This window comes from Pseudomonas putida (assembly GCA_041071465.1).
Lineage (GTDB): Bacteria > Pseudomonadota > Gammaproteobacteria > Pseudomonadales > Pseudomonadaceae > Aquipseudomonas > Aquipseudomonas putida_P.
The window spans coordinates 2765887-2791701 of the sequence record CP163498.1; the positions used below are offsets into that span (position 1 = coordinate 2765887).

The 25815-nt window shown below is 63.3% G+C and carries 25 protein-coding genes, 2 pseudogenes and 1 riboswitch; of the genes and pseudogenes, 16 read left to right on the plus strand and 11 right to left on the minus strand.

The annotated features are described in order from the left end of the window. The first annotated feature begins 47 nt into the window (after nucleotides 1-47). Nucleotides 48-407 (plus strand): hypothetical protein, encoded by a 360-nt coding sequence (locus AB5975_12810; GenBank protein XDR22600.1) that lies wholly within the window; start codon nucleotides 48-50, stop codon nucleotides 405-407. A 77-nt stretch (nucleotides 408-484) separates the two neighbouring features. Next, entirely contained in the window at nucleotides 485-1969 is a 1485-nt protein-coding gene (locus AB5975_12815) for a hypothetical protein (GenBank protein ID XDR22601.1), read from the plus strand. 61 nt (nucleotides 1970-2030) lie between these two features. On the opposite strand, the gene trxA is transcribed toward AB5975_12815, so the two are convergent. The 3 genes from trxA to AB5975_12830 are packed head-to-tail and all read right to left on the minus strand — an operon-like array spanning nucleotide 2031 to nucleotide 4047. Then, nucleotides 2031-2903, minus strand: a complete 873-nt coding sequence (gene trxA, locus AB5975_12820; GenBank protein ID XDR22602.1) for a thioredoxin — start codon at nucleotides 2901-2903, stop codon at nucleotides 2031-2033. 31 nt (nucleotides 2904-2934) lie between these two features. Further along, complete coding sequence (locus AB5975_12825; protein ID XDR22603.1) at nucleotides 2935-3594, minus strand: methyltransferase; 660 nt, start codon at nucleotides 3592-3594, stop codon at nucleotides 2935-2937. Beyond that, nucleotides 3595-4047 (minus strand): YbaY family lipoprotein, encoded by a 453-nt coding sequence (locus tag AB5975_12830; protein ID XDR22604.1) that lies wholly within the window; start codon nucleotides 4045-4047, stop codon nucleotides 3595-3597. It lies immediately after the preceding gene. A 105-nt stretch (nucleotides 4048-4152) separates the two neighbouring features. On the opposite strand from AB5975_12830, the gene nrdR reads away from it, so the two are divergent. The 12 genes and pseudogenes from nrdR (at nucleotide 4153) to AB5975_12890 (ending at nucleotide 12854) form a co-directional block, all read left to right on the plus strand. Continuing rightward, nucleotides 4153-4617, plus strand: a complete 465-nt coding sequence (nrdR, locus tag AB5975_12835; GenBank protein ID XDR22605.1) for a transcriptional regulator NrdR — start codon at nucleotides 4153-4155, stop codon at nucleotides 4615-4617. Nucleotides 4618-4619: 2 nt separating this feature from the next. Then, the gene (gene ribD, locus AB5975_12840; GenBank protein ID XDR22606.1) at nucleotides 4620-5750 is read left to right on the plus strand and encodes a bifunctional diaminohydroxyphosphoribosylaminopyrimidine deaminase/5-amino-6-(5-phosphoribosylamino)uracil reductase RibD; all 1131 of its coding nucleotides are present in this window, start codon (nucleotides 4620-4622) and stop codon (nucleotides 5748-5750) included. Nucleotides 5751-5793: 43 nt separating this feature from the next. Beyond that, complete coding sequence (locus AB5975_12845) at nucleotides 5794-6459, plus strand: riboflavin synthase (protein ID XDR22607.1); 666 nt, start codon at nucleotides 5794-5796, stop codon at nucleotides 6457-6459. 18 nt (nucleotides 6460-6477) lie between these two features. Beyond that, on the plus strand, nucleotides 6478-7569 hold the full coding sequence (gene ribBA, locus AB5975_12850; protein ID XDR22608.1) for a bifunctional 3,4-dihydroxy-2-butanone-4-phosphate synthase/GTP cyclohydrolase II: 1092 nt from the start codon (nucleotides 6478-6480) through the stop codon (nucleotides 7567-7569). Between the two features lie 91 nt (nucleotides 7570-7660). Further along, the gene (gene ribE / locus AB5975_12855; GenBank protein XDR22609.1) at nucleotides 7661-8137 is read left to right on the plus strand and encodes a 6,7-dimethyl-8-ribityllumazine synthase; all 477 of its coding nucleotides are present in this window, start codon (nucleotides 7661-7663) and stop codon (nucleotides 8135-8137) included. Next, nucleotides 8134-8633 (plus strand): annotated as a pseudogene (gene nusB, locus AB5975_12860) (transcription antitermination factor NusB). Before ribE ends, nusB begins: the two are co-directional and overlap by 4 nt. A gap of 18 nt (nucleotides 8634-8651) precedes the next feature. Continuing rightward, nucleotides 8652-9619 (plus strand): annotated as a pseudogene (gene thiL / locus AB5975_12865) (thiamine-phosphate kinase). Next, entirely contained in the window at nucleotides 9616-10119 is a 504-nt protein-coding gene (locus AB5975_12870; protein XDR22610.1) for a phosphatidylglycerophosphatase A, read from the plus strand. Before thiL ends, AB5975_12870 begins: the two are co-directional and overlap by 4 nt. Nucleotides 10120-10135: 16 nt before the next feature. Further along, entirely contained in the window at nucleotides 10136-10879 is a 744-nt protein-coding gene (locus AB5975_12875; protein ID XDR22611.1) for a substrate-binding periplasmic protein, read from the plus strand. Between the two features lie 129 nt (nucleotides 10880-11008). Continuing rightward, entirely contained in the window at nucleotides 11009-11626 is a 618-nt protein-coding gene (gene ribA / locus AB5975_12880) for a GTP cyclohydrolase II (protein ID XDR22612.1), read from the plus strand. Next, complete coding sequence (locus tag AB5975_12885) at nucleotides 11623-12042, plus strand: MFS transporter (protein ID XDR22613.1); 420 nt, start codon at nucleotides 11623-11625, stop codon at nucleotides 12040-12042. The genes ribA and AB5975_12885 overlap by 4 nt, the downstream gene beginning before the upstream one ends. After that, complete coding sequence (locus AB5975_12890; GenBank protein ID XDR22614.1) at nucleotides 12042-12854, plus strand: cobalamin-binding protein; 813 nt, start codon at nucleotides 12042-12044, stop codon at nucleotides 12852-12854. The genes AB5975_12885 and AB5975_12890 overlap by 1 nt, the downstream gene beginning before the upstream one ends. On the opposite strand, the gene AB5975_12895 is transcribed toward AB5975_12890, so the two are convergent. From AB5975_12895 to ribB, 5 genes are all read right to left on the minus strand, one after another. After that, nucleotides 12832-14706, minus strand: coding sequence for a TonB-dependent receptor (locus tag AB5975_12895; protein XDR22615.1), 1875 nt, complete (start codon nucleotides 14704-14706; stop codon nucleotides 12832-12834). The genes AB5975_12890 and AB5975_12895 overlap by 23 nt on opposite strands. Nucleotides 14707-14828: 122 nt before the next feature. Further along, nucleotides 14829-16724, minus strand: a complete 1896-nt coding sequence (dxs, locus tag AB5975_12900; GenBank protein XDR22616.1) for a 1-deoxy-D-xylulose-5-phosphate synthase — start codon at nucleotides 16722-16724, stop codon at nucleotides 14829-14831. A 106-nt stretch (nucleotides 16725-16830) separates the two neighbouring features. Beyond that, on the minus strand, nucleotides 16831-17718 hold the full coding sequence (ispA, locus tag AB5975_12905; protein ID XDR22617.1) for a (2E,6E)-farnesyl diphosphate synthase: 888 nt from the start codon (nucleotides 17716-17718) through the stop codon (nucleotides 16831-16833). Then, nucleotides 17715-17957: an exodeoxyribonuclease VII small subunit gene (locus AB5975_12910; protein ID XDR22618.1), complete on the minus strand. Its 243-nt coding sequence runs from the start codon at nucleotides 17955-17957 to the stop codon at nucleotides 17715-17717. The genes ispA and AB5975_12910 overlap by 4 nt, the downstream gene beginning before the upstream one ends. 196 nt (nucleotides 17958-18153) lie before the next feature. Then, nucleotides 18154-18804, minus strand: coding sequence for a 3,4-dihydroxy-2-butanone-4-phosphate synthase (gene ribB / locus AB5975_12915; protein XDR22619.1), 651 nt, complete (start codon nucleotides 18802-18804; stop codon nucleotides 18154-18156). Between the two features lie 80 nt (nucleotides 18805-18884). Further along, nucleotides 18885-19026: riboswitch (FMN riboswitch) on the minus strand. Nucleotides 19027-19118: 92 nt separating this feature from the next. On the opposite strand from ribB, the gene AB5975_12920 reads away from it, so the two are divergent. Next, nucleotides 19119-20324, plus strand: coding sequence for an RtcB family protein (locus AB5975_12920; protein ID XDR22620.1), 1206 nt, complete (start codon nucleotides 19119-19121; stop codon nucleotides 20322-20324). Nucleotides 20325-20361: 37 nt separating this feature from the next. Here the strand turns inward: AB5975_12920 and AB5975_12925 are convergent, their stop codons facing one another. The 3 genes from AB5975_12925 to AB5975_12935 all read right to left on the minus strand — a co-directional run bounded on the left by AB5975_12925 (nucleotide 20362) and on the right by AB5975_12935 (nucleotide 23373). Continuing rightward, on the minus strand, nucleotides 20362-21252 hold the full coding sequence (locus AB5975_12925) for an alpha/beta hydrolase (protein ID XDR22621.1): 891 nt from the start codon (nucleotides 21250-21252) through the stop codon (nucleotides 20362-20364). Between the two features lie 82 nt (nucleotides 21253-21334). Next, nucleotides 21335-22681, minus strand: coding sequence for a histidine kinase sensor domain-containing protein (locus tag AB5975_12930; GenBank protein ID XDR22622.1), 1347 nt, complete (start codon nucleotides 22679-22681; stop codon nucleotides 21335-21337). Then, entirely contained in the window at nucleotides 22681-23373 is a 693-nt protein-coding gene (locus AB5975_12935; protein XDR22623.1) for a response regulator transcription factor, read from the minus strand. Before AB5975_12935 ends, AB5975_12930 begins: the two co-directional genes overlap by 1 nt. A 182-nt stretch (nucleotides 23374-23555) precedes the next feature. Here AB5975_12935 and AB5975_12940 point away from each other — a divergent pair, with 182 nt between their 5' ends. Continuing rightward, on the plus strand, nucleotides 23556-25733 hold the full coding sequence (locus AB5975_12940) for a TonB-dependent siderophore receptor (GenBank protein ID XDR22624.1): 2178 nt from the start codon (nucleotides 23556-23558) through the stop codon (nucleotides 25731-25733). Nucleotides 25734-25815: the final 82 nt, after the last annotated feature.

The window sequence follows — 25815 nt, forward strand, 5'->3', positions numbered from 1 at the left end:
ATGTTGCGGTAGCATGGCTGCATTGACCTGGGCTCAAGGAATGCATCATGAGAATTCGCGGACAGATTGGTGAATGGCCAGTGGACCTGACCATTGAGCTGGCGCCAGAAGAGTGGGCGCAGCTGGGGCAACGGGTGACGGGGCGTGAGGCGTCTGTAGACGCAACCGCAGTGGTCCACGCCCCGCCAAGTCAGGATGATGGGCAATGGGCAACAGCACGTGAGTTACTGCAACGGGCCGGGCACGTCGCAGGGCCTCAGCTGTTGGAGCAATTGGAAGCGCTGGTAGGAAGTGTCGCGGCAGGTAAACGATTGTTGGTCAGGTTGCGCCATAGTCCAGATGTGCGGGTTGAAAACGTGGGTGATGCGCCGGTTTACCATTGGGTGGGGCCACGAAAAGCCGAATGACCTGTCATTTCTGCCAGTTGTGACGCTTTGGGTGATACGTGACAGTCACCTGAACGGCACTACCGCGGGTGGAAAAAATGGATATCAGCAATGGCGCAAACGATGAAGTCCGCTCCGGCGAGGATAGCCTTTACGGCTGGCCCTTCATGGTGTTCTTCGACTGGCGCAAGGTGAATGAGTATTGGAACGCTCATGCGCTAGAACCGCAGGGCGACGGGTTCTGTGCGAAGGATATCGAGTTTGAAATCGACACGACAATGGAATCGGCGCGGTACTTCCGATGCTCATTGGGGCCATTGAAATTGCAGGTGACGGGCGGTGACGGTAGCCCGTTACGGTGGGTGGTCAGACGCAGAATCTTGTCGTGTGTAGTTATTCACCTGGCCCGTTCATTGGGTGGGCGGACAAGGATCATCACTCAAGTACGGCATGTCATAGAGGAGCAAGGTATTGAGCTCTGCCTGGAAATAGACCTCGAAGCCAACGCAGGACGCTATGACAGTGAGCATCGGGTTTCACTAGGGTGGGCTAAATATCCCGTTTTCTATCTCTCCAGTGCCTATCAAGCATCCACTCGCGATGAACAGGGGGCATTGCCCTATGCGCTCTTTTTCAAGGGGCAGGCTGATTCCAGCAAATTCATTCAGCTTGGTAAAATTCAGCCGTTGAGCACCGGGGTACTCAAACCCATGCATTTCTGGCTTCGTTCGGTAACCCCGGTAAATACACAATCATCGTTTCTAGCCCTGCATCCAGTGATTGGGGAGCACGGTAGCGGTTCGTTTCCCAACACCTACCCTTCTATTCCTGTATCAACGGCAGGCGTGTCCATGGTGCTGGATGCGACGCGCTATCCTGGGGCAGTGCTTGCCCAGCAGGATATACAAGACTGCCCCAGCCTCTTCATCCCACCGGGGCTTGTGCAGAGTGGGGTCTTGGAAACGGATGGCTCAATTGTTAGGAGTCGCTTTGAACGTCAACTGAATGAGCGTCCATTCGCACAGGTGCAAGTTGAGGGCCAGTCGTTCGGCCTTGAACCCATGGTGCGGGTGATTAATGGGGCGCAAACGGTAACGCTGAGCCTTTTGCCCAGTAATACAGGTGAGCCTCCAAAGTGGGGGAGTCAATATGGCGGTCAGGTAGAGCCAAAGGGTTGGGGGTGTACCTTCCTACCTGACGAACGGGAAGCATCTGGTATCGAGACACTGTGCGAGTATTGCGTTATTCAGGCCGCTGTGGATAACCGCGCGTTCACGTCCACAGTTGTGGTTCTTCGAGGCGTACCGACCGGCTATATTCGTTTGACGCCGTCATTACATGGTCATGTAAAGCTGTGCTATCGAATGGGAGGTCAGGAAGTCGTTATCCCCCATGAAAAAACCTATTGGAATGGGCTTAACTGTTTTATTGCCAGCAATGGGGCTATCGAACGGTTTGATAATGAGCCCTTTTGTATCATTCGGGCGCACAGCGATCTGGGCGAGGCGTTGATCTGGGCAGTGTTGATCTTGCCTGTCCCACTGATCGACGCGCAGACGGCGCTGAGCCTTGATATTGGCTAATACCTATAGAGTCGATCGATGCAGCCGCCCGATGTCAGGCGGCCGTACCTGGCATTGGCTATCAATACATCGCAGCGAACAGCTTGCGTCGGTAAACGTTGACCAGCGGGTGATCATTGCCCAGTAGCTCGAACACCTGCAGCAATGCCTTCTGCGGCAGCCCATTCTCATAGGCACGGTTACGCTGGAACAGCTTCAGCAACCCCTCCAGCGCCGCCTCATACTGCTGGCGCGCCAGTTGCTGGATGCTCAGCTGATAAGCCGCCTCGTCATCCTGCGGGTTCTGCGCCAGGCGGCTTTTCAGGTCAGCCACTTCCGGCAGGCTGGCAGCCTGGCGCAGGAAGGTCAGCTGGGCCTTGGCGCCCGCCAGTGCAGCTTTGTGTTCGTCAGTCTTGACCGCATCCAATACCACCTGCGCTTCGCCCAGCTCACCACGCTCGGCCAGGCAGCGAGCGTACAGAATCAGCGCTTCGGCATTGCTGTTGTCCTCACCCAGCAGCACCTGCAGCAGTGCTTCGGCTTCGGCGAAGCGGCTTTCGGCAAACAGTGCCTTGGCCTGCTCCAGCGGCGAAGCGACGGGTGCGGCGGGCATTTGCACATGCGGCTCGAGCATGGCGCGAATCGCCGATTCCGGCTGTGCTCCGGCGAAACCGTCCACCGGCTGGCCGTCCTTGAACAGGACCACGGTCGGCAGGCTGCGGATGCCGAACTGGGCAACCACCTGTTGCTCCACGTCGCAATTGATCTTGGCCAGCAGCAGTTCGCCCTGGTAACCCTCGGCGATCTTGGCCAGCAACGGCATCAGCGCCTTGCACGGCGCGCACCACTCGGCCCAGAAGTCCACCAGCACCGGCTTGTGGAAGGAGTTCTCGATCACCAGTTGCTGGAAGGTGGCATCGGTGGCGTCGAAAATGTAAGGCGTGTCTTGGCTCATTGCGACTCTCGCAAACTCGTGAATGGCACCACTATAAGGCGTCGCGGCTGGCGTGGTACAGGCTGACCCGGCGGAATTCGTGCGGCTCGGCCAGGTCTGGCAGGGTGAGTGCTTCAAGCACGCCCAACTGCCGGTACAGCGGGTGGCTGAAATCCCGTACTCGTGAGTCGGCCACCAGGGCCTGGCGACCGCGGCCAAGGAAGGCGTCCAGCAAGGGCAAGTTGGCGCGGTCGTACAGTACGTCTGCAACCAGGATTAGGTCGAAACGGTCGGCTTCTGCGAAGAAATCGCTGCTGTAGCTCAGCTCGACGCCGTTCAGCGCGGCATTCGCGCGGCAGGCGTCGAGGGCCAGCGGGTCGAGGTCGCAGGCCACCACCTCCAATGCACCGGCGCGTGCTGCGGCAATGCCGGCGATACCGGAGCCTGCGCCGAAGTCCAGCACGCGCTTGCCCGCCACCCATTCGGGGCGCTCGGCCAGGTAGCGGGCCATGGCCAGGCCGCTGGCCCAGCAAAAGCTCCAGTAGGGCGGTTCTTCCAGAATGCGCCGGGTTTCTTCGCTGCTGAAGGCCCGGTCCATGTTCTGGTCATCGATCAGCCACAGCTTCAGGTCGCAGCCGGGCAGTTCGCTGACGACCAGGCGCGCTTCGCCTATCAGGCCGCTGAGCGCCTGTTGCAGGGCCAGCGGTGCCACTTACGGCGCCTTCTCGAAACGCAGCGGGCCAGTGGCTTGGGTTTGGGCCTGGGTAATGCGCACGGGGGGCAGGTGCATGATCAGTTGGCCGGAGCTGCTGGCACGGCCACGCAGCTCGACCCGCGCACCGGCCGGGAAGGCTTCGGGGTTGAAGCGCAGGTGATAGGGCAGGGCCTGGCCGGTACCGGTCAGGGTGCTGCTGGCCAGCAGGCCTTGCGGGCGGTCGCGTTCGTCGATGACCAGCAAGGCCAGCTCCACGTTGGCACCGGCCGGAATTTCCAGCAAGGTGCCACTCAGCTCGCGCTGGTAGGCCGGCAGCGGGCCCAGTACTTCGGCCTGCTTGGCCGAGCGGGCGGGCGTGGGGGCTGGGAGGTTGTCGGTCTTCGGCCTGTCGCTGCCGCAGGCGGCGAGCAGGGCGGCGCAGCACAGCACGACGAGCGCTCGGTAGTGCATGGGGAGTCCTTCACGGGCAGATTTCCCATGGATGTTAACCCCTTTGGCTTGTCTTGCCAGTGCAATGCGCTACCATGGCCCTCCCTTTTTTTGTTGCCTGCCACCATGCACTGTCCCTTTTGCGGTGCCAACGACACCAAGGTCATCGACTCTCGCCTCGTTGCCGAGGGCGAGCAGGTGCGCCGCCGCCGCGAATGCGTGGCCTGTGGCGAACGCTTCACCACCTTCGAAACCGCCGAGCTGGTGCTGCCCCGGCTGATCAAGCAGGACGGCACGCGCCAGCCCTTCGACGAAGAAAAGCTGCGCGCCGGCATGCAACGGGCTCTGGAAAAGCGCCCGGTCAGCGTCGAGCGCCTGGAAGCGGCGCTGGCGCACATCAAGAGCCGCCTGCGCGCGACCGGCGAGCGCGAAGTCAAATCGCTGGTGGTAGGTGAAATGGTCATGGCCGAGCTGCGCAAGCTCGATGAAGTGGCCTATATCCGCTTTGCCTCGGTGTACCGGCGCTTCCAGGACCTCGACGAGTTCCGCGAAGAAATCGACCGCCTGGCCCGTGAGCCTGCTAGAGAGTGAACATGCCCAGCCAAGCTGCCGTCCTCGACGCCCATTACATGGCCCGCGCGCTGGAGCTGGCGCGCAAAGGCCTGTACACCACTCACCCGAACCCGCGCGTGGGCTGCGTGATCGTGCGCGATGGCGAAGTGGTCGGTGAAGGCTGGCACGTGCGTGCCGGCGAGCCGCATGCCGAAGTGCACGCCCTGCGCCAGGCTGGTGAGCGCGCCATTGGCGCCTGTGCCTACGTCACCCTTGAACCGTGCAGCCATCATGGCCGCACGCCGCCGTGCGCCGAAGCACTGGTCAAGGCCGGTGTGGCGCGGGTGGTGGCAGCCATGCAGGACCCTAACCCGCAAGTGGCAGGCCAGGGCTTGCAGCGCTTGGCCGAGGCAGGCATTGAAGTCGCCAGCGGCGTGCTCGAAACCGAAGCCCGCGCACTGAACCCGGGCTTCCTCAAGCGCATGGAGCACGGCCTGCCGTTCGTCCGCGCCAAGCTGGCCATGAGCCTGGATGGCCGCACCGCGATGGCCAGTGGCGAAAGCCAGTGGATCACCGGCCCGGCTGCCCGTTCGGCGGTGCAGCGCTTGCGCGCCCGTTCCAGCGTGGTGCTGACCAGCGCTGCCAGTGTGCTGGCCGACAATGCACGAATGACCGTGCGTGGCACCGAGCTGGGCCTGGATGCCGAAACCACCGCCCTGGCACTCAGCCGTACACCGCTGAGGGTGCTGGTCGATAGTCGCCTGCGCCTGCCGCTGGATGCGGCTTTCTTCCAAGCCGGGCCGGCGCTGGTGGTGGCTGCTGTCGCAGATGACCCGCGTTATGCCGCTGCCGGCCACGAGTTGCTCAGCCTGCCGGGTGACAATGGCCAGGTCGACTTGCCGGCGCTGCTGCAAGCCCTGGCGGCCCGAGGTGTCAACGAAATCCTGCTGGAAGCCGGTGCCGGCCTGGTCGGCGCCTTTGCCCAGCAAGGCCTTGTCGATGAGTACCAGCTGTTTGTCGCCGGCATCTTCCTTGGCTCCCAGGCCCGGCCGCTGCTGGACTGGCCGCTGGGCAAGATGAGCGAGGCACCAAGGCTGAAAATTACCGAAATGCGCGCAGTGGGCGATGACTGGCGGGTCACGGCCATCCCCTTGCCGGCGCCCGGCGTATAATGCCGGGCTTGCCCCGCGCAAACCGCTTTTTGAGGAAGACCCCATGTTCACCGGCATCATCGAATCCATCGGCACCATCCGCAGCCTGACCCCCAAGGGTGGCGACGTGCGCGTCTACGTCGAAACCGGCAAGCTCGACCTGGGTGACGTCAAGCTCGGCGACAGCATCGCCGTCAACGGTGTGTGCCTGACCGCCGTGGAGCTGCCGGGCGACGGCTTCTGGGCCGACGTCAGCGTCGAAACCCTCAAGCGCACCGCCTTCATCGACCTCAAGAGCGGCAGCAAGGTCAACCTGGAAAAGGCCCTGACTCCCACCACCCGTCTGGGTGGGCACCTGGTCAGCGGCCACGTCGACGGGGTCGGCGAAATCATTTCGCGCAGCGATAATGCCCGCGCCATCCAGTTCCGCGTACGCGCACCCAAGGAACTGGCCAAGTACATCGCCCACAAGGGTTCGATCACCGTCGACGGCACCAGCCTGACGGTCAATGAGGTCAATGGCGCCGAATTCGAGCTGACCATTGTCCCGCACACCCTGTCCGAAACCATCATGGCCGACTACCGTGCAGGGCGTCGGGTAAACCTTGAGGTCGACCTGCTGGCCCGTTATCTGGAGCGTTTGCTTTTGGGTGACAAGGCCGCCGAGCCGAGCAAGGGCAGTGGCATTACCGAAAGCTTCCTGGCCGCCAACGGCTTCTTGAAATCCTGATTGAGAAGGGGGTGCCGCGTGGCGCTCAACAGCATCGAAGAACTGGTCGAAGACATCCGCCAGGGCAAAATGGTCATCCTCATGGATGACGAAGACCGCGAGAACGAAGGCGACATCATCATGGCAGCCGAATGCTGCCTGCCCGAGCACATCAACTTCATGGCCAAGCACGCCCGTGGTCTGATCTGCATGCCGATGACCCGCGAGCGTTGCGAAACGCTGAAGCTGCCACTGATGGCACCGCGCAACGGCTCGGGCTTCGGCACCAAGTTCACCGTATCGATCGAAGCCGCCGAAGGCGTCACCACCGGTATTTCCGCCGCTGACCGCGCACGCACCGTGCAGGCCGCCGCAGCCAAGGATGCCAAGGCCGAAGACATCGTCAGCCCTGGCCACATCTTCCCGTTGATGGCCCAGCCAGGTGGCACCCTGGCTCGCGCTGGCCACACCGAAGCCGCCTGCGACCTTGCGCGCATGGCTGGTTTCGAGCCAAGCGGCGTGATCTGCGAAGTGATGAACGACGATGGCACCATGTCGCGTCGCGCCGAGCTGGAGGTGTTCGCCGCCGAGCACGGTCTGAAGATCGGCACCATCGCCGACCTGATCCACTACCGCATGATCCACGAGCGCACCGTGCAGCGTGTTTCCGAGCAGCCGGTGGAGAGCGAGCTGGGTGAATTCAACCTGGTCACCTACCGTGATGCGGTGGAAGGCGACGTGCACATGGCCCTGACCCTGGGCAAGATCTGCGCCGAAGAGCCGACCTTGGTGCGTGTGCACAACATGGACCCGCTGCGCGACCTGCTGCTGGTCAAGCAGCCGGGCCGCTGGAGCCTGCGCGCAGCCATGGCTGCCGTGGCCGAGGCTGGCAGTGGCGTGGTCTTGCTGCTGGGCCACCCGCTGGATGGCGACGTGCTGCTGGCGCACATTCGTGAAAGCGCGGGTGATGCACCGACCAAGGCACCGACCACCTACAGCACCGTGGGTGCCGGTTCGCAGATCCTGCGCGACCTTGGTGTGCGCAAGATGCGCCTGATGAGTTCGCCGATGAAGTTCAACGCGATATCCGGATTCGATCTGGAAGTTGTAGAATACGTGCCCTCCGAGTGACTTGAGGCGGCATTGACGCCCTCTGCTCGAGTCCAGACCCCTGTCGAGGCCGCTTGTATGCGGCCTCGCTCTTGAAGATGAGAATATCGGAATGACCCTGAAGACCATCGAAGGTACCTTCATCGCCCCCAAAGGTCGCTATGCTTTGGTGGTTGGCCGCTTCAACAGCTTCGTCGTCGAAAGCCTGGTAAGCGGTGCCGTTGATGCCCTGGTTCGCCACGGTGTCAGCGAAAGCGACATCACCATCATCCGTGCCCCCGGTGCATTCGAGATCCCGCTGGTAGCACAGAAGGTCGCCCAGCAAGGCGCCTACGACGCGATCATCGCCCTGGGCGCCGTGATTCGTGGTGGTACCCCGCACTTCGAATACGTGGCGGGCGAATGCACCAAGGGCCTGGCCCAGGTGTCCATGGAGTTCGGTGTACCGGTGGCCTTCGGCGTACTGACCGTCGACTCCATCGAGCAAGCCATCGAGCGTTCCGGCACCAAAGCTGGCAACAAAGGTGCTGAAGCTGCCCTGTCCGCTCTGGAAATGGTCAGCCTGCTGGCGCAGTTGGAGGCCAAGTGATTAGCGACGAAAGCGATCGTTTCAACCCGCGCGATCCAAAACCTGCGGATGCCGGCAAGCCCTCCAAGAGCGCCAAGCGCCGCGAAGCCCGCAAGCTCGCGACCCAGGCCCTCTACCAGTGGCACATGGCCCAGCATTCGCTGAACGAGATCGAAGCGCAGTTCCGGGTCGATAACGATTTCACCGATGTCGACGGTGCCTATTTCCGCGAGATCCTGCACGGGTCCCGGCAATCAAGGGCGAAATCGACAAGGCACTGGTGCCTTGCATGACCATCGCACTGGAAGAGCTCGACCCGGTCGAGCTGGCCGTGCTGCGCCTGTCCACCTGGGAGCTGATCAAGCGCGTCGACGTTCCGTACCGCGTGGTGATCAACGAAGGCGTGGAGCTGGCCAAGGTCTTCGGTGCCACCGACGGCCACAAGTTTGTCAACGGCGTGCTGGACAAGCTCGCCCCGGCCCTGCGTGAAGCAGAAGTCAAGGCGAACAAGCGCTGATCCTGGCGCAGCCTGGCCATGGGTGAGTTCGAGCTGATCAACCATTACTTCGCCGCCGCGCCCTGTGCGCAGGGCGGCGAGGGCGTGGCCCTGGGGATCGGCGACGACTGCGCCCTGCTGGATCTTCCCCCGGTGAGCAACTGGCGGTGTCCACCGACACCCTGGTCGCCGGGGTGGATTTTCCTGTTGCTTGCGATCCGTTGCTGCTCGGCCAGCGTTCGTTGGCCGTGGCGGCCAGTGACCTGGCAGCCATGGGCGCGACTGCAATCGGCTTTACCCTCGCCCTGACCCTGCCTGACGTTGGCCCTGGCTGGCTGTCGGCCTATGCCGACGGCCTCAGCCGCATGGCCCAGCGTTGCCGCATGAGCCTGATTGGTGGCGACACCACTCGCGGCCCGTTGAGTATCACTGTGACCGTGTTTGGTCGCGTGCCGGTAGGCCAGGCCTTGCGCCGCAGCGGCGCACGGCCTGGCGACCTGCTGTGTGTCGGTGGTTCGCTGGGCAAGGCTGCCGGTGCATTGCCGCTGGTACTCGGTGAGCGCGAGGCGCCGGCTGCGCAAGCCGAGCCGTTGTTGGCCCACTACTGGTCGCCAATGCCACAGCTCACCCTTGGCGCACTGCTGCGTGGCCGGGCCACAGCGGCACTGGATATCTCCGACGGGTTGCTCGCCGATTGTGGGCATATCGCCAAGGCGTCCGGCGTTGCGCTGGAGGTGAACCTGGCGCAAGTACCAGTGTCTCCTGCTTTGGAAGCCTTCCTCGGTCGTGAAGCTGCGGTGCGGGCAGCGCTCACCGGTGGCGACGATTACGTACTGGCCTTCACTTTGCCGCCCGAGGCGCTCGCGCCCCTGGCTGCCTTCGACACTATCGAAGTGCATACCATCGGCCGAGTGCTCGAAGGGCAGGGCGTGACCTTGCGCGACGCCCAAGGCCAGGACATCACCCCCGTGCAGCGGGGCTATCAACACTTTAGGGAGACACCGTGACCGATCACCCCAATCAGGTGCCTGCGGAGTTCGTTCCGCCCTCGGTCTGGCGCAACCCATGGCACTTCATCGCGTTTGGCTTCGGTTCCGGCACCTTGCCCAAGGCACCGGGTACCTGGGGCTCGCTGGTTGCCATACCGTTCATCCCGCTGTGGCAGATGCTGCCCGACTGGGGTTACTGGCTGTTGCTCGGCGTCAGCATGCTGTTTGGCTTCTGGTTGTGCGGCAAAGTTGCCAATGACTTGCGCGTACACGACCATGAAGGCATTGTCTGGGACGAGATTGTCGGCATGTGGATCACCCTCTGGCTAGTGCCGGAAGGCTGGCAGTGGCTGTTGGCAGGGTTCCTGATGTTCCGCTTCTTCGACATCCTCAAGCCGTGGCCAATCCGCTGGATCGACCGCCATGTGCACGGGGGTGTCGGCATCATGCTCGACGATATCCTGGCCGGTGTTTTCGCCTGGCTGGGCATGCAGGTTCTGGTGTGGGCGGTTGCCTGAAACAGGGAGCGCGTGAATGGCCATAAGGACTGTGCTGCTGGCAATGCTGCTGAGTGTCGCCCCGTGGGTGAGCGCTGCCGAAGGCGTACCCAAGCAGATCCATCTGGTCAGCGAGGAGTGGCTCGACTACACCAACGCCGACGGTACCGGGGTGGCCTGGGACGTGTTGCGCAAGGTGTTCGAGCCGGCCGGAGTCAAGGTGGTTACCCAGAGCGCGCCCTACAGCCGTGCGGTCGGCCTGGTGAAGCGCGGCGAGGCTGATGCCTGGGTTGGCTCGTACAAGGAAGAAAACGACGACAATCTGTACCCGCGCTGGCACTTCGACATGGACCATATCTACGCCCTGGGGCTGGCCAGCAAGCCAGTGCCTACACCGCAGAACGTGGGCAAATATCGCTTGGCCTGGGTGCGTGGCTACGACTACGGCAGCTACTTGCCTGATGTGCACGAATTTCGCGAGATTCAGCGCCGTGAAGGCATCTTGCCGATGCTCGAGCATGATCGCGTGGACTTCTATATCGATGCGCAGACCGAAGTCGATTATGTCCTGAGCCAGTCTTCGCAGCCCGAGCGCTTCCGTCGTACCCATGTGGCCGAACTGCCGCTGTACCTGGCTTTCGCCCGCAACGACCAGGCCAAGGCTCTGTGCGACCTGTTCGACAAGCGCATGGCCGAGCTGGTACGCAGCGGCGAACTGAAGCCGATCTTCGAACGCTGGAAGCAGCCGTATCCGTTCAGTGCCGATAGCAAACCCCATTGAATCCGGGCCTGCTTGACCTAAGCATCGAACTTTTCGATCTTAACCCACGGTATTGAGCCGGCCCACATTCCGCTACCTGCTGATACAATCGGCCCACGAGAAATTTTCAACTTATTCCAGGAGCACAACGTGCCCGTCGTCTTTGTTGCCGCCTCTAAACTCCCGACTCCCTTCGCGACCTTCACCATGCATGGCTTTCTCGACGAAGCCACTGGCCGTGAGCATGTGGTGCTCAGCCTGGGTGATATCGCGGACGGCCAGCCGGTGCTGGGGCGCCTGCACTCCGAGTGCCTGACCGGCGATGCCCTGTTCAGCCAGCGCTGCGATTGCGGCTCGCAGCTGGAAGCCGCGCTGCAGGCCATCGCCCGCGAAGGCCGTGGCGTGCTGCTGTACCTGCGTCAAGAAGGCCGTGGCATCGGCCTGCTGAACAAGATCCGTGCCTACGAACTGCAGGATGGCGGCGCCGACACCGTCGAAGCCAACGAGCGTCTGGGCTTTGCCGCCGACCAGCGTGACTACGCCATGTGCCTGCCGATGCTCGAGCACTTGGGTGTGAAGTCGCTGCGCCTGATGACCAACAACCCACGCAAGGTCAAAGCCCTGACCGACATGAATATCGTGGTTGCCGAGCGTGTGCCGCTGCACACCGGGCACAACCCGCACAACCGTTACTACCTGGCGACCAAGGCCGGTAAGTTGGGCCACATGCTGGGCAACGAGCACCAGGGCGAGGCGCCACAGGCGTGACACGCGCCGAGGTCAAGCGGCGCCTGGCGCTGGCCTGGTGGCAGTACCTGGCCGTGGGCCTGGTGCCGCTGCCGGTCATGGCCTGGGCCTTTGGTGGTGGTGATGCGCTGATCCCGGTGCTGGCCATGCCACTGTTCATTGCCGGTGCGGCCACCATGTTCCTCAGCTTGCCGCGCTTCGGCGCCTACAAGCGTGCACTGATCGCCACCTCCAAAGTGCTCGGCACGGGCGAAGAGCCTGGCGCCTGGATCGAACTGGCGCGGGTACGGCGCGTGGCCATGCTGTATGCCTGCTTCCCAGCCTGGGTCGCAGCGCTGACGGTGCTTGTCGGTCTGGAGGCGGTGCCGCAGATCCTGCTGGCATTGTCCACGGTGGTAGTGCTGTACCTCTATCGTATTCCGCGTCAGCTCGGCTGATGCGCCTGCTGCCTGGCCTGCTGGCGCTGTTAGCCTGCACCGCGCTGGCCGCCGACCCCTTGCGGGTGGTCAGCCTGGCCCCCTCGATGACTGAAATCATGCTTGAGCTGCAGGCCGACGACTTGTTGGTGGGCGTGCTCGACGGTGGCGAACGGCCGGCTGCCCTGGGCGACTTGCCCTCGGTCGGGCGCCAAGGGCAGCTGGACATGGAGCGTTTGCTCAGCCTGCGCCCCGACTTGTTGTTGCTGTGGCCTGGCAGCGTATCGCCCGCCCAGCGCGACCAGCTCAAGCGCCTGGGCATTGCCACCTTCAGTGCCGAACCCCATGACATCGACCAACTGATCGAGCAGATCGAGGCCATTGCCGGGCGCATTGGGCGTGCCGAGCAAGGCCACGCGTACGCTCAAGCCCTGCGCAAGCGGCTGCAGCAGCTGCGCCAGCAGTATGGGCGAGACGAACCCTTGCAGGTGTTCTATCAAGTGTGGGATAGGCCGTTGTACACGCTCGGTGGCCGCCAGGTGGTGAGCGACGCCCTGGCCGTGTGCGGGGCGCGCAACGTATTCGCCGACCTCAGCCAGCCGGCACCGCAGGTGAGTGTGGAGTCTGTACTGCTGCGTGATCCGCAGGTCATCCTGGCCGGCGATCAGGCACAGTTGGCCAGCTGGAAGGCCTGGCCGCAGCTTCGAGCCGTGGCTGATGGGCGCCTGCTGGTGGTGCCTGACAAAGGCCTGGAGCGCCCCAGCGGGCAGATGATCGAGGCCACCGCCCGCCTGTGCGCGTTGCTCGCGGCTAAAGCACCGGCGTCCAGGTAACGCTGAACAGCAGCGTGCGGCCTTCTTCGCGGTAGCCGTACTGGCTGCCATCGAAGCTGTACATGGCTCGGCTGTACTGTTTGTCCAACAGGTTGTCGAGCTTCAGTTCAAGCTTTACATCCGTCGTCAGGCGCATGCCGCCTCGTAGGCCTACAAGTCCATAGCCACCTATGCGCTCATTGTTCGATGGATCGTCGTAGCTGCCGCTGACAGCCTGCCAGCTCGCGCCCACGCTGAAGCGTTCGAACTGACGATCCAGGTCAAGGTTCAACGTGCGGCGGGCGCGTCGCTGCAGGGTATGTCCGCTTTCGCGGTCTCGGGGATCAATCATGCTCACCCCCAACTGAGAGGTCCAGCCAGCCCACTCCTGCAGCAACGACAACTCGAAGCCATTGATGCGTGCATTGTCGACATTGCCGGGTCGCCTGAGCGTTGGGTCGTAGTTGATCGCATCGCGTAGGTCGGTGCGATACAGCGAGGCTTCCAGTCGGGTATGGCTGGCCAGTTGGCTGCGCCATTGCAGCTCGTAACTCTTCGAGTGCTCGGGGCGCAGGTCCGGGTTACCGTACTGTACGTCGTAGAGGTCATTGAAAGTGGGGGCGCGAAACCCTTCGCTGTAAGACGCCAGTAGGTCGTTGCGGGAATTCAATGGAAGGGTAAGGCTGGCGTTCCAAGTGGTCTGGTCGCCGTACTGTTGGTTGCGGTCGTGACGTACGCCGAGCTCGCTCGAGAAGTGTTCCCCGGTAAAACGGTACTGGGCGAAGGCGGCGCGGTTCCAGCGGCTGTCTTCGCTGAAGTTCGCCGTGCCATGGAAGCGTTCCTCGTACCAATCGCCACCGAGCATCAGTTGGTTTTGGTCGTCGAAGGCGAGATCGTTCTGCCAGGTGACCTGATCACGATAGGTGTTGTAAATGAAGCGCTGGTCGCTGAGTTTGTCGCGTTTGTCGTCGCGGTTTTCGCTGTGGCCCAGTTCCAGCCTCGAGTGCCAGGCGTCGTTGAGTTGGGCATCGAACCAGCCGCCCAGGCTGCTGACGCTGAAATCGGTGTAGGGCTGTTGTGGATAACTCAGCCAGGTATCTTCATCGAGTCGCCCGTACGGATTGTCGTATTCACTGCGCCCGCGGCTGTCGAGCAGGTTTACACCTGCCTCGAAACGTTCGTTGAACGTATGGCTCAGGCTCAGGTTGAGCGATCGGTTGCGGTAGGCATCGTGGTCGCCATCGCTGTCGAAGGACGGCCCGGTCGAGTCGATGCCGGCAGTTTCATCCAGGCTGGCGCCCAGGTTGAAGCGGGTCGCATCGTTGCCGCCAGAAAGCCCCAGGCTGCGTTGAAAGGTCTGGTTGCTGCCAGCGGCCATGCGCAGGCGCGGCTGCAGGCCGGGGCCATTGCTACGGCGGGTGAAAATCTGGATCACCCCGCCTATGGCATCGCTGCCGTACACCGCCGAGCGCGAGCCGCGCAGCACTTCGATGCGCTCGATCTGGTCGACGTCGAGAAACTGCAGGCCGCTGTCGCCGGAGGTGGCGTTGGCGATGCGCACGCCATCGACCAGCACCAGGCTTTGTGCTGCCTTGGTGCCGCGAATGAAGATGCCAGGCAGGCTGCCACGGCCACCGGTAGGTGCCACCTGCACGCCGGGCACGCGGGTGAGCAGGTCGGTGACGCTGGTGGGTTGCAGGCGGTCGATGTCGGTGCGGGTGAAGACGGTGTTGGCGGCGCTGGTAGCGGTGCGCGATTCGACTTGGCGGCTGGCGCTGATCAATACGTCGGGGAGCTTGAGGGCGTCGTCGCGCTCAGTGGCCAGCAGCGGAAGAGGGAGGCAGAGCAGGGTGGCGAAGGTTGGGGTTTTCATGGGCAGTACCATATTGCGAGGGCTGCGCCCTCGATTGCGACACAAGGCCGCTCCTACAGGAGTCCGCGTTCCTCTGTAGAAGCGGCCTTGTGTTGCGATGGGCCGCAAAGTGGCCCCGAGGGTTACAGCCCGAGCTTGGCCATGCGAGCCTTCACCGAAGCCTCGATCCCGGCTGCATCCAGCCCGCACTCTGCCAGCATTTGCGCAGGCTTGGCGTGCTCGACATAGATATCCGGCAGCCCCAGGTGCAGCAGCGGCTTGAGCACCGCCTGACTGGCCAGGAACTCACCCACGGCAGCGCCCGCACCACCCATGATGGCGTTCTCTTCGATGGTTACCAGCAGTTCGTGGCTGCCAGCCAGCTCCAGCACCAAGGCCTCGTCCAGCGGCTTGACGAAGCGCATGTCGACCACCGTGGCGTTGATCTGCTCGGCCACCTGCATGGCCTCGGCCAGTTGCACGCCGAACACCAGCAAGGCGACTTTCTCGCCTTGGCGGCGAACCACGCCCTTGCCGATTTCCAGTGGCTGCAGGTCACCGCTGATCGGCGCGTTCGGGCCAGTGCCACGCGGGTAGCGCACGGCCGCTGGGCCGTTGTACAGGTGGCCGGTGCTGAGCATCTTGCGCAGCTCGTTCTCGTCGCTAGGCGTCATCACCAGCATGCCCGGAATGCAGCGCAGGTACGACAGGTCGTAGCTGCCGGCGTGGGTCGGGCCGTCTTCGCCGACCAGGCCGGCGCGGTCGATGGCGAACAGCACGTCGAGGTTCTGCACGGCCACGTCGTGGATCAGCTGGTCGTAGGCACGCTGCAGGAAGGTGGAGTAGATCGCCACCACCGGCTTGCTGCCCTCGCAGGCCATGCCGGCCGCCAGGGTCACGGCGTGCTGCTCGGCGATGGCCACGTCGAAGTAGCGTTGCGGGTAGCGTTCGCTGAAGTCGACCAGGTCCGAGCCTTCCTTCATCGCCGGGGTAATGCCCACCAGGCGGTTGTCGGCGGCGGCCATGTCGCACAGCCACTGGCCGAACACGGCGGAATATTTCGGGCCGCTGACTTTCTTCGGCGCGGCTGGCTTGTCGGCTGGCTCCAGCTTGGTGATGGCGTGGTAGCCGATCGGGTCGACCTCGGCCGGGGCGAAGCCCTTGCCCTTCTTGGTCACCACGTGCAGGAACTGCGGGCCCTTCAGGTCACGCATGTTGCGCAAGGTGGCGATCATGGTCGGCAGGTCGTGGCCGTCGATCGGGCCGATGTAGTTCCAGCCCAGCTCTTCGAACAGCGTACCTGGCACCAGCATGCCCTTGGCGTACTCCTCGGTGCGGCGGGCGATTTCCCAGGCACCTGGCAGGCGCGACAGCACTTTCTTGCTGCCTTCGCGCATGCTCGCGTAGGTGCGGCTGGAGAGGATCTTGGCCAGGTAGTTGGACAGGCCGCCGACATTGCGCGAAATCGACATGTCGTTGTCGTTGAGGATCACCAGCATGTCGGCGTTGACCTCCTGGGCGTGGTTCAACGCCTCGAAGGCCATACCGGCGGTCAGCGCGCCATCGCCGATCACCGCGATCGACTTGCGTGCACTGTTTTGCAGACGGGCGGCAATGGCCATGCCCAGCGCGGCGCTGATGGAGGTGCTGGAGTGGCCGACGCCAAAGGTGTCGTACTCGCTTTCGCTGCGGCGCGGGAAGGCGGCGATGCCGTCCTTCTGGCGCAGGCTGAGCATGCGGTTACGGCGCCCGGTGAGGATCTTGTGCGGGTAGGCCTGGTGGCCCACGTCCCACACCAGCCGGTCGTCCGGGGTGTCGAACACGTAGTGCAGGGCGATGGTCAGCTCGATCACGCCCAGACCGGCACCAAAGTGCCCACCGGTCTGCCCCACGGTATAGAGCAGTTCCTGGCGCAATTCGTCGGCCAGGGTCTCCAGGTCGGCTTCGGCCAACCGGCGCAGGCCGGCAGGCGTGTCAGCGCGGTCGAGCAACGGCGTGACCGGGCGTTCGCGGGGGATCTCTTGAAACGTCGTGGGCATCAGGCGAGTCGTTATAGGTGTGTGAAGACGCGGCAGTTTACCCCATTGTAGGAAATACTGCCCATTCAGACGGGTGTCGCATGGGGCGCGCAGCGGCCCCAATCCATCAGTTACGGCGTTCGACGATGTAGCGCGCCAGCGCCCGCAGCGGCTCGGCCGTTTCACCGAACCCTTGCAGTGCGATCAGCGCCTGGTCGCGCAGTTCGATTGCATAGGCCTTGGCCGCTTCCAGGCCCAGCAGGGCCGGATAGGTCGGTTTGTCACGGGCTATGTCGGCGCCCTGGCGTTTACCCAGGGTGGCGGTATCGCTTTCCACATCGAGGATATCGTCCTGCACCTGGAATGCCAGGCCGATGGCCTGTGCATAAGTTTGCAGGGCATCGAGCTGCGCTTGTTCGGCGCGGGCACTGGCCAGGGCGCCGAGGCGGACGCTGGCTTCGATCAGCGCGCCGGTCTTGTGTCGGTGCATGAATTCCAGCGCCTGCTGGTCCAGCTTCAGGCCCACTGAGCCGAGGTCGATGGCCTGGCCGCCGACCATGCCGGCCGGGCCGGCAGCCTTGGCCAATGCCTGGACCATGGCCAGGCGGATGTTGTCTGCCTGCGGGCTCAGGTGTGGGTCGAGCAGGGCGCTGAACGCCAGGCTCTGCAGGCCGTCGCCAGCCAGGATGGCGCAGGCTTCATCGAACGCTTTGTGAGTGGTTGGCTGGCCGCGACGCAGGTCGTCGTCGTCCATGGCCGGCAGGTCGTCATGCACCAGCGAGTAAGCGTGGATCAGCTCGACCGCGCAGGCGGCGCCGTTGGCCTGTTCGGCGGGTGCGCCCAGGGCTTCGCAGGCCGCGTAGGCCAGCAACGGGCGCACGCGCTTGCCGCCGTTCATCACGCTGTAGCGCATGGCGGCGTAAAGGCGCTCCAGCTCTTTGGTCGGGGCGATGAACAGCGGTTCGAGGGCGGTATCGACCCGCGCCTGGCAACTGGCCTGGTAGGTACCAATCATACGTCTGGCTCCGCGTCGAAGGGCTGGGCAGCCAGCTCGCCGTCGCGCTCCAGCAGAATTTGCACCTTCTGTTCGGCCTGGGCCAGGGCGCCCTGGCAATCACGGGTCAGGGCGATGCCTTGTTCGAAGGCGGCCAGCGACTCTTCCAGCGACAACTCGCCGTTCTCCAGGCGCTCGACCAGTGCTTGCAGGTCTGCGAGGGATTGCTCGAAATCGAGGGAGGCTTTTTTGCGGGCCATGGCGACTGTCTCGGTGGCATTCAGAACGGCGCGACACTAGCAGAGCGGGGCGGGGGAGCAAACTTCAGGGGCAATGAGGTGGGTATCAAGGGCTCTTTCGCGGGCACCCCCGCTGCCACAGGTACTCCACAGCCTTGAAGAACTGTGGGGTACCTGTGGCAGCGGGCGTGAACGCGAACAACCTGAAGGTGACCTATCAGGCTGGCTCTGCTTCCAGCTCCAACAAGGCCTCACGATACCGCGCCAGTTCTTCGATGGTGAGCACCGGCAAATTGTACTGCCGCGCATACACCGCCACCTGCTCGCCCCGGGCCATGCTGCCATCGGGGTTCATCAGTTCGCACAACACAGCCGCCGGGCGCAGGCCAGCCAGGCGCGCCAGGTCAACCGAACCTTCGGTGTGCCCACGGCGGGTCAGTACCCCGCCATTGCGGGCGCGCAGCGGGAACACATGGCCTGGGCTGACGATATGGCGCTGTTCGGCGCTGGAACGCAGTGCCGCGTCGATGGTGGTGATACGGTCCTGGGCAGAAACCCCGGTGGTAATGCCTTCTGCTGCCTCGATGGTGACGGTGAAGCCGGTGCCGTGGCGGGCCTGGTTGTTCTGCACCATCGGTGCCAGCTGCAGCGCGTCGACGGTGGCTTCATCCAGGCACAGGCAGACGATACCGCTGCAGTCGCGGATCATCATGGCCATGGTCTGCAACGTAATGTTCTCGGCGGCGGCAATGATGTCCGCTTCGTCCTCGCGGTCGTTATCGTCGAGCAGCAGTACAGGGCGCCCGGCCTGGAAGGCGGCGATGGCGGCGGAAACATTGGGAAATTGCGAAAGGTGCTGGGTGGACATGAAACGCTCCTCGTGAATGATCGATGAACGTCTCGGGGCGAACAAAATGCGCGCGCAAGGGCGCCCGAATGGCCCCTGCCTGACGCCTTCTTTCATCCGGACTATGACCGTCGGCTCTGGAGTTGCACCAGATCTGCTGACCCCCGGCATGGCCGGGGCGCTCGCGGGCTCATCTTTCGATTTACCGCCGGTGGGGACTTTCACCCCGCCCTGAAGACCGGGCAAGCATACCGCACAGTGCCACCCCACTGGCAACCCGCTGTTCTACGACCTTCGGCGGTATCATGCAGGCATGGCCTTTCTGGAGTACCCCCATGGACATTCTCCAAGTCGCCGGCGGCAAGCCGGTCAAATTATGGACTGATGGCGTGCCGGTCGAGGAGGACGCCCGCCGGCAACTGATGAACACGGCCAGGATGCCGTTCATCTTCAAGCATCTGGCGGTGATGCCGGACGTGCACCTGGGCAAGGGCTCGACCATCGGCAGCGTGATCCCCACGGTCAGTGCGATCATTCCCGCAGCGGTTGGCGTGGACATCGGCTGCGGCATGATCGCTGCGCGCACTTCTTTGCACGCCCGTGACCTGCCAGACAACCTGCATGGCCTGCGCAGCGCCATCGAGCAGGCGGTGCCCCATGGCAAAACCTTCGGCAAACGTGACCAGGGCGCCTGGGCCGATGTGCCGGCCAAGGCAGACAAGGCCTGGGGCCAGTTGGCCGGGCGCTTCAAGGCCATTACCGACAAGTACCCGCGCCTGGAGAAGACCAACAACCGTCACCACCTGGGCACCTTGGGCGGTGGCAACCACTTCATCGAAGTGTGCCTGGATGAGGCCGACCGCGTCTGGTTCATGCTGCACAGCGGCTCGCGCGGTGTGGGCAATGCCATCGGCAACCTGTTCATCGAACTGGCCCAGGCCGACATGCGTCAGCACCTGGCCAACCTGCCGGACAAGGACCTGGCGTATTTCGAGGAAGGCAGTCGCCATTTCGCGGACTACGTCCAGGCCGTGGAGTGGGCACAGGACTACGCCCGGCAGAACCGCGAGCTGATGATGCTGGCCGTGGTCGGCGCTGCTCGCAAGGCGCTGGGCAAACCGTTCGAGGCCAGCCTGGAAGCGGTGAACTGCCACCACAACTATGTACAGCGTGAGCAGCACTTTGGCCGCGAAGTGTTGGTCACGCGCAAGGGGGCGGTGTCGGCGCAGAAGGGGCAGTTGGGCATCATCCCAGGCTCCATGGGCGCCAGAAGCTTCATCGTGCGTGGGCTGGGCAATGAGGAGTCGTTCTGCTCCTGCAGCCATGGCGCTGGGCGCGTGATGAGCCGGACCAAGGCCAAAAGCCGCTTCACCGTCGAGGACCAACGGCGGGCCACGGCGCATGTGGAATGCCGCAAGGACAAGGATGTAATCGACGAAATCCCGATGGCGTACAAGGACATCGACGCGGTGATGCGTGCCCAGCAGGCGCTTGTCGAGGTGGTTCACACCCTGCGGCAGGTGGTGTGTGTGAAGGGCTAGCCAGGAGCGCCTCGAACAACTGCAGCCGGATACGTCGTTATCTGGCCAGCTGCTTGAGCACCGTACGCAAAGAAGCCCCCAGCATTTGCCCATGGTCCAGCCCCTCGAACCGTTCGAAGCGCACCTGAAGGCCTTTTACCTTGGCCAGGTCTGCCGTCAGTTCGCGCGCGGGCTTCTCCACATCGCCCTTTAACTGCGCCCTGGGGCTCGCAGGTTCCTCGCTGCCCCGCATCAGTAGCAGCCGCGCAGGGTTGTTGCCCAAGCGCTGCTCAAGCCCCCGCGCCTCCTGCACGATGGCCCCGTCATGCCACCACAGTGATGGGCTGGCGGCGGCGTAGTCGCTGAATGCGCCGGGCCGGGTGAACAGTGTATGCAGCACGGCCAGCCCGCCGTAGGAGTGGCCCCACAGGGTTTGCCTTCGCAGGTCGATGGGTGCCACGCCAGCCACCTTGTTGCGCATGGGCCCGGTCAGCAGGTCAACGAACGCCTCCACGCCGCCACTGGGCTCCCCGGTCAACGGGTCGTGTTGTTCTGTCCGCCCAGGCAATGCCGGGGTGTAGTCATAGGTGCGCGCAGTTCGCTCGATACGCTGGTCGGTCTGGTAACCCACGGCCACAAGCAATGGCGCCTGACCGGCAGCGAGCTTGCCCAGTTGCTGGCTGTCCAGCGCCCCTAGCGCGGCATTGCCATCGAGCATCCACAGCACCGGATACCCGGATGCGGGTGCCGGGCGGTTCGGCTGGCCGACCCACAGGCGGTAGTGGCGCTGGCCGTCTGCCGAGTCCATATCGAGATGGCTGAAGCGGTACGCCAGGCCCTTGCGCTGCAGCAGCGAAGTGTCCATTTTCTGGTTGTGCTCGGGCTGCGCCAGGGCGACAGGGGCTGCAAGGGCCAGTGCCAAAGCCAGCGTCAGGGTCATCTTGCTCATCAGGCGTCTCGTCAGGGCTTTGCGAGGAGCGCAAGGCGGGTGCGCCAAGATGATAATCAGTCCTGATTGGGCGTAAAGCGCATTAACTTTCTAAACAGTCCCTGGCAAGCGGCAAGGTCATGTGCAGGCACAGGCCAGGGTGGCCGTTGCTGGCCCACAAGCGGCCACCTTGCAGCTCGATGGCGCGGCGGGCGATGGCCAGGCCCAGGCCGAAGCCCGCTCCGCTACCGGCCAGGCGCTGGTAAGGCTTGAAGATGCGTTCCAGGTCGATGTCAGGCACACCGGGGCCTTGATCGCTCAGGCGCAGGTGCCAGCAATCGCCCTCACGCCAGCCATCCAGGCTCACCCGGCCCTCGGCCGGCGAGTGGCGAATGGCATTGCGCAGCAGGTTTTCCAGGGCTTGGGCCAGGCTGTCCAAGTGAGCCTGTACCCGGCAGTCGGTACCGAGCGAACACGGCAGGCGCGACGGGGCCCAGCCGCTTTCGAAGCAAACGTCCTGGCACAGTGCTTCCCATACCGAAAGCATCAACACCGGTTCGGTCGGCAGGCTGGGCTGTTCGGTGTCCATCCAGGCCAGGTCCAGCGTGTCTTCCAGCAGCTTTTGCATGTCGGCGACTTCGCGGTCCAGGCGTTCGCGCAGTTGTGGCGGTGGCAAGTCGCTGTCATGGGCAATGCGCAGCCGCGCCAGTGGCGTGCGCAATTCGTGAGACAGTGTGCGCAACAGCAGGCGCTGTTGTTCCAGGCTCTGGCGCAGGCGCCCGGCCATGTGTTCGAAGGCCTGTGCCAGTTCACCCAGCTCGTCACGGCGTTCCTGCAGGGGCAGGGCGGGGCTGTCCAGGTCGTCGGCACGCAGGGCGTCGGCGCGGTCGCGCAGGCGGTTCAGCGGTACGACCAAATGTCGGTACAACGCCAGGCCCAGCAGCAGTGCGAGCAGTGCGGGTGCAACGCCGTGGGTGATCACATGGGTCCACGGTGTCAGGCCGGTGGGCAGCAGGCGCTCGGGCAGTTGCAGCACCAGGCGGCCGTGCTCGGGGTGTTGCGGGAACTCGATGCTGACATACGGCAGCTCATCCTGCAGGCGCCGGCTCATTGGCCAGTCGAGTTTGCGCATGAAGGTCAGGTGGCTGGCTTGCTCGGCATTCAGTGGCGTGGTGCCAAGGCTTTGCAGGTGCGGCCCGACCAAGGCAACCCAGGTGTCCTCGGCTTGTTCCAGTTGCCTGCGCCAGGCCTCGGCGCCTTCCGCGCCGCCCTGGTTCCAGGCCTGTTCGGCTTGTTGTGCATAGCGGGCCAGGTAATCCTGGTCGCCCTGGGACAGGAAGTAGGTACTGCGCTCTACCGACAGGCCCCAGGTCCAGATCAGCCAGACCAGCAGCAGGCAGAAGCTGACCTGCAGTACCGCCAGTTTCCATAGCAAAGGGTGGCGACGCATCAGGGCTGTTCCGTGTCGATCAGGACATACCCTTGGCCACGCACGGCCTGGATCTGCAGGTGCTGGGCACTGATGTCGGCCAGCTTGCGGCGCAGGTTGCACACATGCACGTCCAGGCCCCTGTCCAGGCGGGTATAGGCCCGGTGCAGCACGCTCCGGTACAGGAAGGGTTTGCTCAAGGCTTCGCCGGGGTGCGCCCGCAGCGTCACCAGCAAGCGGAATTCGGAAGCGGTGAGGCCAGCGGCATTGCCGTTGTGGATAACGTCTTGACGGTCGTGGTCCAGCATCACCTCGCCGACGTCGGTACGCAGCGCCGTGCCACGGTCGAATGCCACACGCCGCAGCAAGGCGTCGACCCGGGCGTCCAGCTCCGCCAGGCTGAAGGGCTTGGGCAGGTAATCGTCCGCGCCACGGGTAAAGCCGCTGATGCGATCTTGCTCGGCGCCTAGCGCCGACATCAGCATGACCGGTACCGCCTGTTGTCGGCGCAGCTCGTCGAGCAGGCTGAGGCCGTCGATGCCTGGCAGCATGATGTCCAACAGCACCAAATCGAACTGCGATTGCTGTATGGCATTCAGTGCCTGGGTGCCGCTGGCGCAGGCGTGCACCTGGAAACCGCGGTTGAGGAAATGGCGTTCCAGGTCTTGAAGCAGGCGAGGGTCGTCTTCGACAAGGAGAAGTGAGGTGGGCACGGCGAGCCTTGAATGAGAACTTCTATCAGTTACGAATCATCCCATTGCCAGCGGCCCGAGGGCAACGCCCCAATGTGTTAAGAAGGTTAATGATGCTGCACCCCCGTTTTCGCTCCGGTATCGTTCGCAAAAAGCAACTTGTTTCGTTTGCGAATTATTATCACTTGGGCGAAGGGTGTGGCATGAACGGTTTCAAAGGTGTGGGGAGCCCGCGACGGGTGCGGGGCTGGCTGGTACTGGGGCTGCTGGCGCCATTTTCGTTGTCGGCACTGGCTGAAACTGTAGCGACTCAGGCGGCAGCCGAGGATGCCTCGCTCGACCTGCCAGCATTGACCATCGAGGGCAACCGCCTTTACGACATGCTGCCATCGGAAGAAACCGGGGGCTACAGCGTCGATGCCGCTACAGTGGGCACCAAGACGCCAGCAGCGCTAAAGGACATTCCCCAGTCCATCACCGTCTACACCCAGGACTACGTCAAGGACCGCCAGTTCGTGCACCTGGATGACCTGGCCAAGTACACCGCCGGCCTGCGCACCCTGACCAACGATAGCGGCCGCTCGTCAATCTACGCCCGTGGCTACGAGTACAGCGAATTCAACATCGACGGCCTGCCGGCCCCCATGGCCAGTATCTTCGGCACTGTGCCGTCGCTGGCGGCGTTCGACCGAGTCGAAATCATGCGTGGCCCGGCTGGGCTGTTCAGCAGTACCAGTGAACTGGGTGGCATCGTCAACATGGTGCGCAAGCGCCCGACGGCCGAATTCCAGGGCCACATCGAAGGCAGCTACGGCACCTGGGACACCAACCACGAGGAAATCGACCTGAGCGGGCCGCTGGATGACGCCGGCCGCGTGCGCGGGCGCTTCATCGCATCCCGTGACGACACCAATGGCGAAGTCGATTACAACGCCAACACCAGTAACAGCTACTACGGTGCGCTGGACATCGACCTGGACGAGGCCACCACGCTGTCGTTCGGGCTGATGCACGAAGTGAAGAACATCACCCCGCACAACGGCTACCCGGCCACGTTGTCCGGTGAAGTGCCCGACTTCAGCCATTCGCGTTTCCTGGGGGCCGACTGGAACTACTTCGACGGCAAGACCACCGACCTGGTTGCTGAACTGACCCACCGCTTCGATAACGGTGGCTACGGCCGTGTCGCTGCCCGTGGCTCGCACCGCGATACAAATTACCTGTATGCCTTCACTGCGACCAACGCCACTACCGGTGCCAACTCCGAACGCGCCAGCGCCCGCGATTTCACCCAGGACACCTACTCGCTGGACGCCAGCTACAGCCAGCCGTTCGAAACATTCGGCCAGGTCAGCGAGTTCGTGGTCGGCAGCGACTATAAGAACTACGATACCGAGTACCTCAACGGCACCACCAACCTGGGTGCCATCAACGTCAACACCTATTCGCCGAAGCAGTTCGCCAAGCCGTCGCCCAACTACAGCACCGAAACCGGCATGCAGGAAGAGGAATACGGGCTGTACTCCAAGGTTACGTTCCGCCCGATCGATCGCCTGGCGCTGATCGCCGGTGGTCGTTTCAGCTGGTATCGCGGTGACTTCTACACCACTACCCTGAGCAGCGGCGCCACCACCAATGACAGCAAACGCGTGGACGGTCACTTCACTCCATATGGCGGCCTGGTCTACGACCTGACCGATAACCACGCGTTGTATGCCAGCTACTCGCAGGTGTTCAAGCCGCAGTCCGACACCGACAGCAACGGCCGCGTGCTGAAGCCGCGTGAAGGCGAGCAGTATGAGCTCGGCCTGAAGAGCAGCTACTTTGGCGGCGACCTGAATACCCGGTTGTCGGTGTTCCGGCTGACCGACAAGAACCGCGCCACCACGCTGTACGACGCTGATGGCGTAGCAACTACCGACTCCGTTGCAGCCGGCAAGACACGTGTGAAGGGCGCGGAAGTAGAAGTGAGCGGCAAGCTGACGGCAAATTGGGAACTGCTGGCCGGCTACACCTGGATGGAAACCGAAACCGTCAAGGGTGACGCCGAAACCACCTTCTTCATCATGCCGCGCAACCAGGCATCACTGTGGAGCAAATACACCATCAACCAAGGGCCGCTGACTGGCCTGGCCGTGGGTGGCGGCATATCGGCGATGAGCAACTTCTATTCCGAAAATGGCGGTGTGCGTATCGATGCACCGGGCTATGCCACAGTGGATGCGATGCTGTCGTACCCGGTTACCTCGAAGCTGACGGCCACCTTCAACGTCAACAACCTGTTCGATCGGGACTACCTGTCGCGGGTGGGGTCAACTTCGACATTCAACTTTTACGGGCCGTCGCGCAGCATGATGGTTGGCGCGCGGTATGACTTCTGATGCGTCGATATCCCAGGTGCGGCGCTCATTGAACGATATATATAGCTAGTTTGGCATGACTGTTTTTGGCGCCGGCTTACCG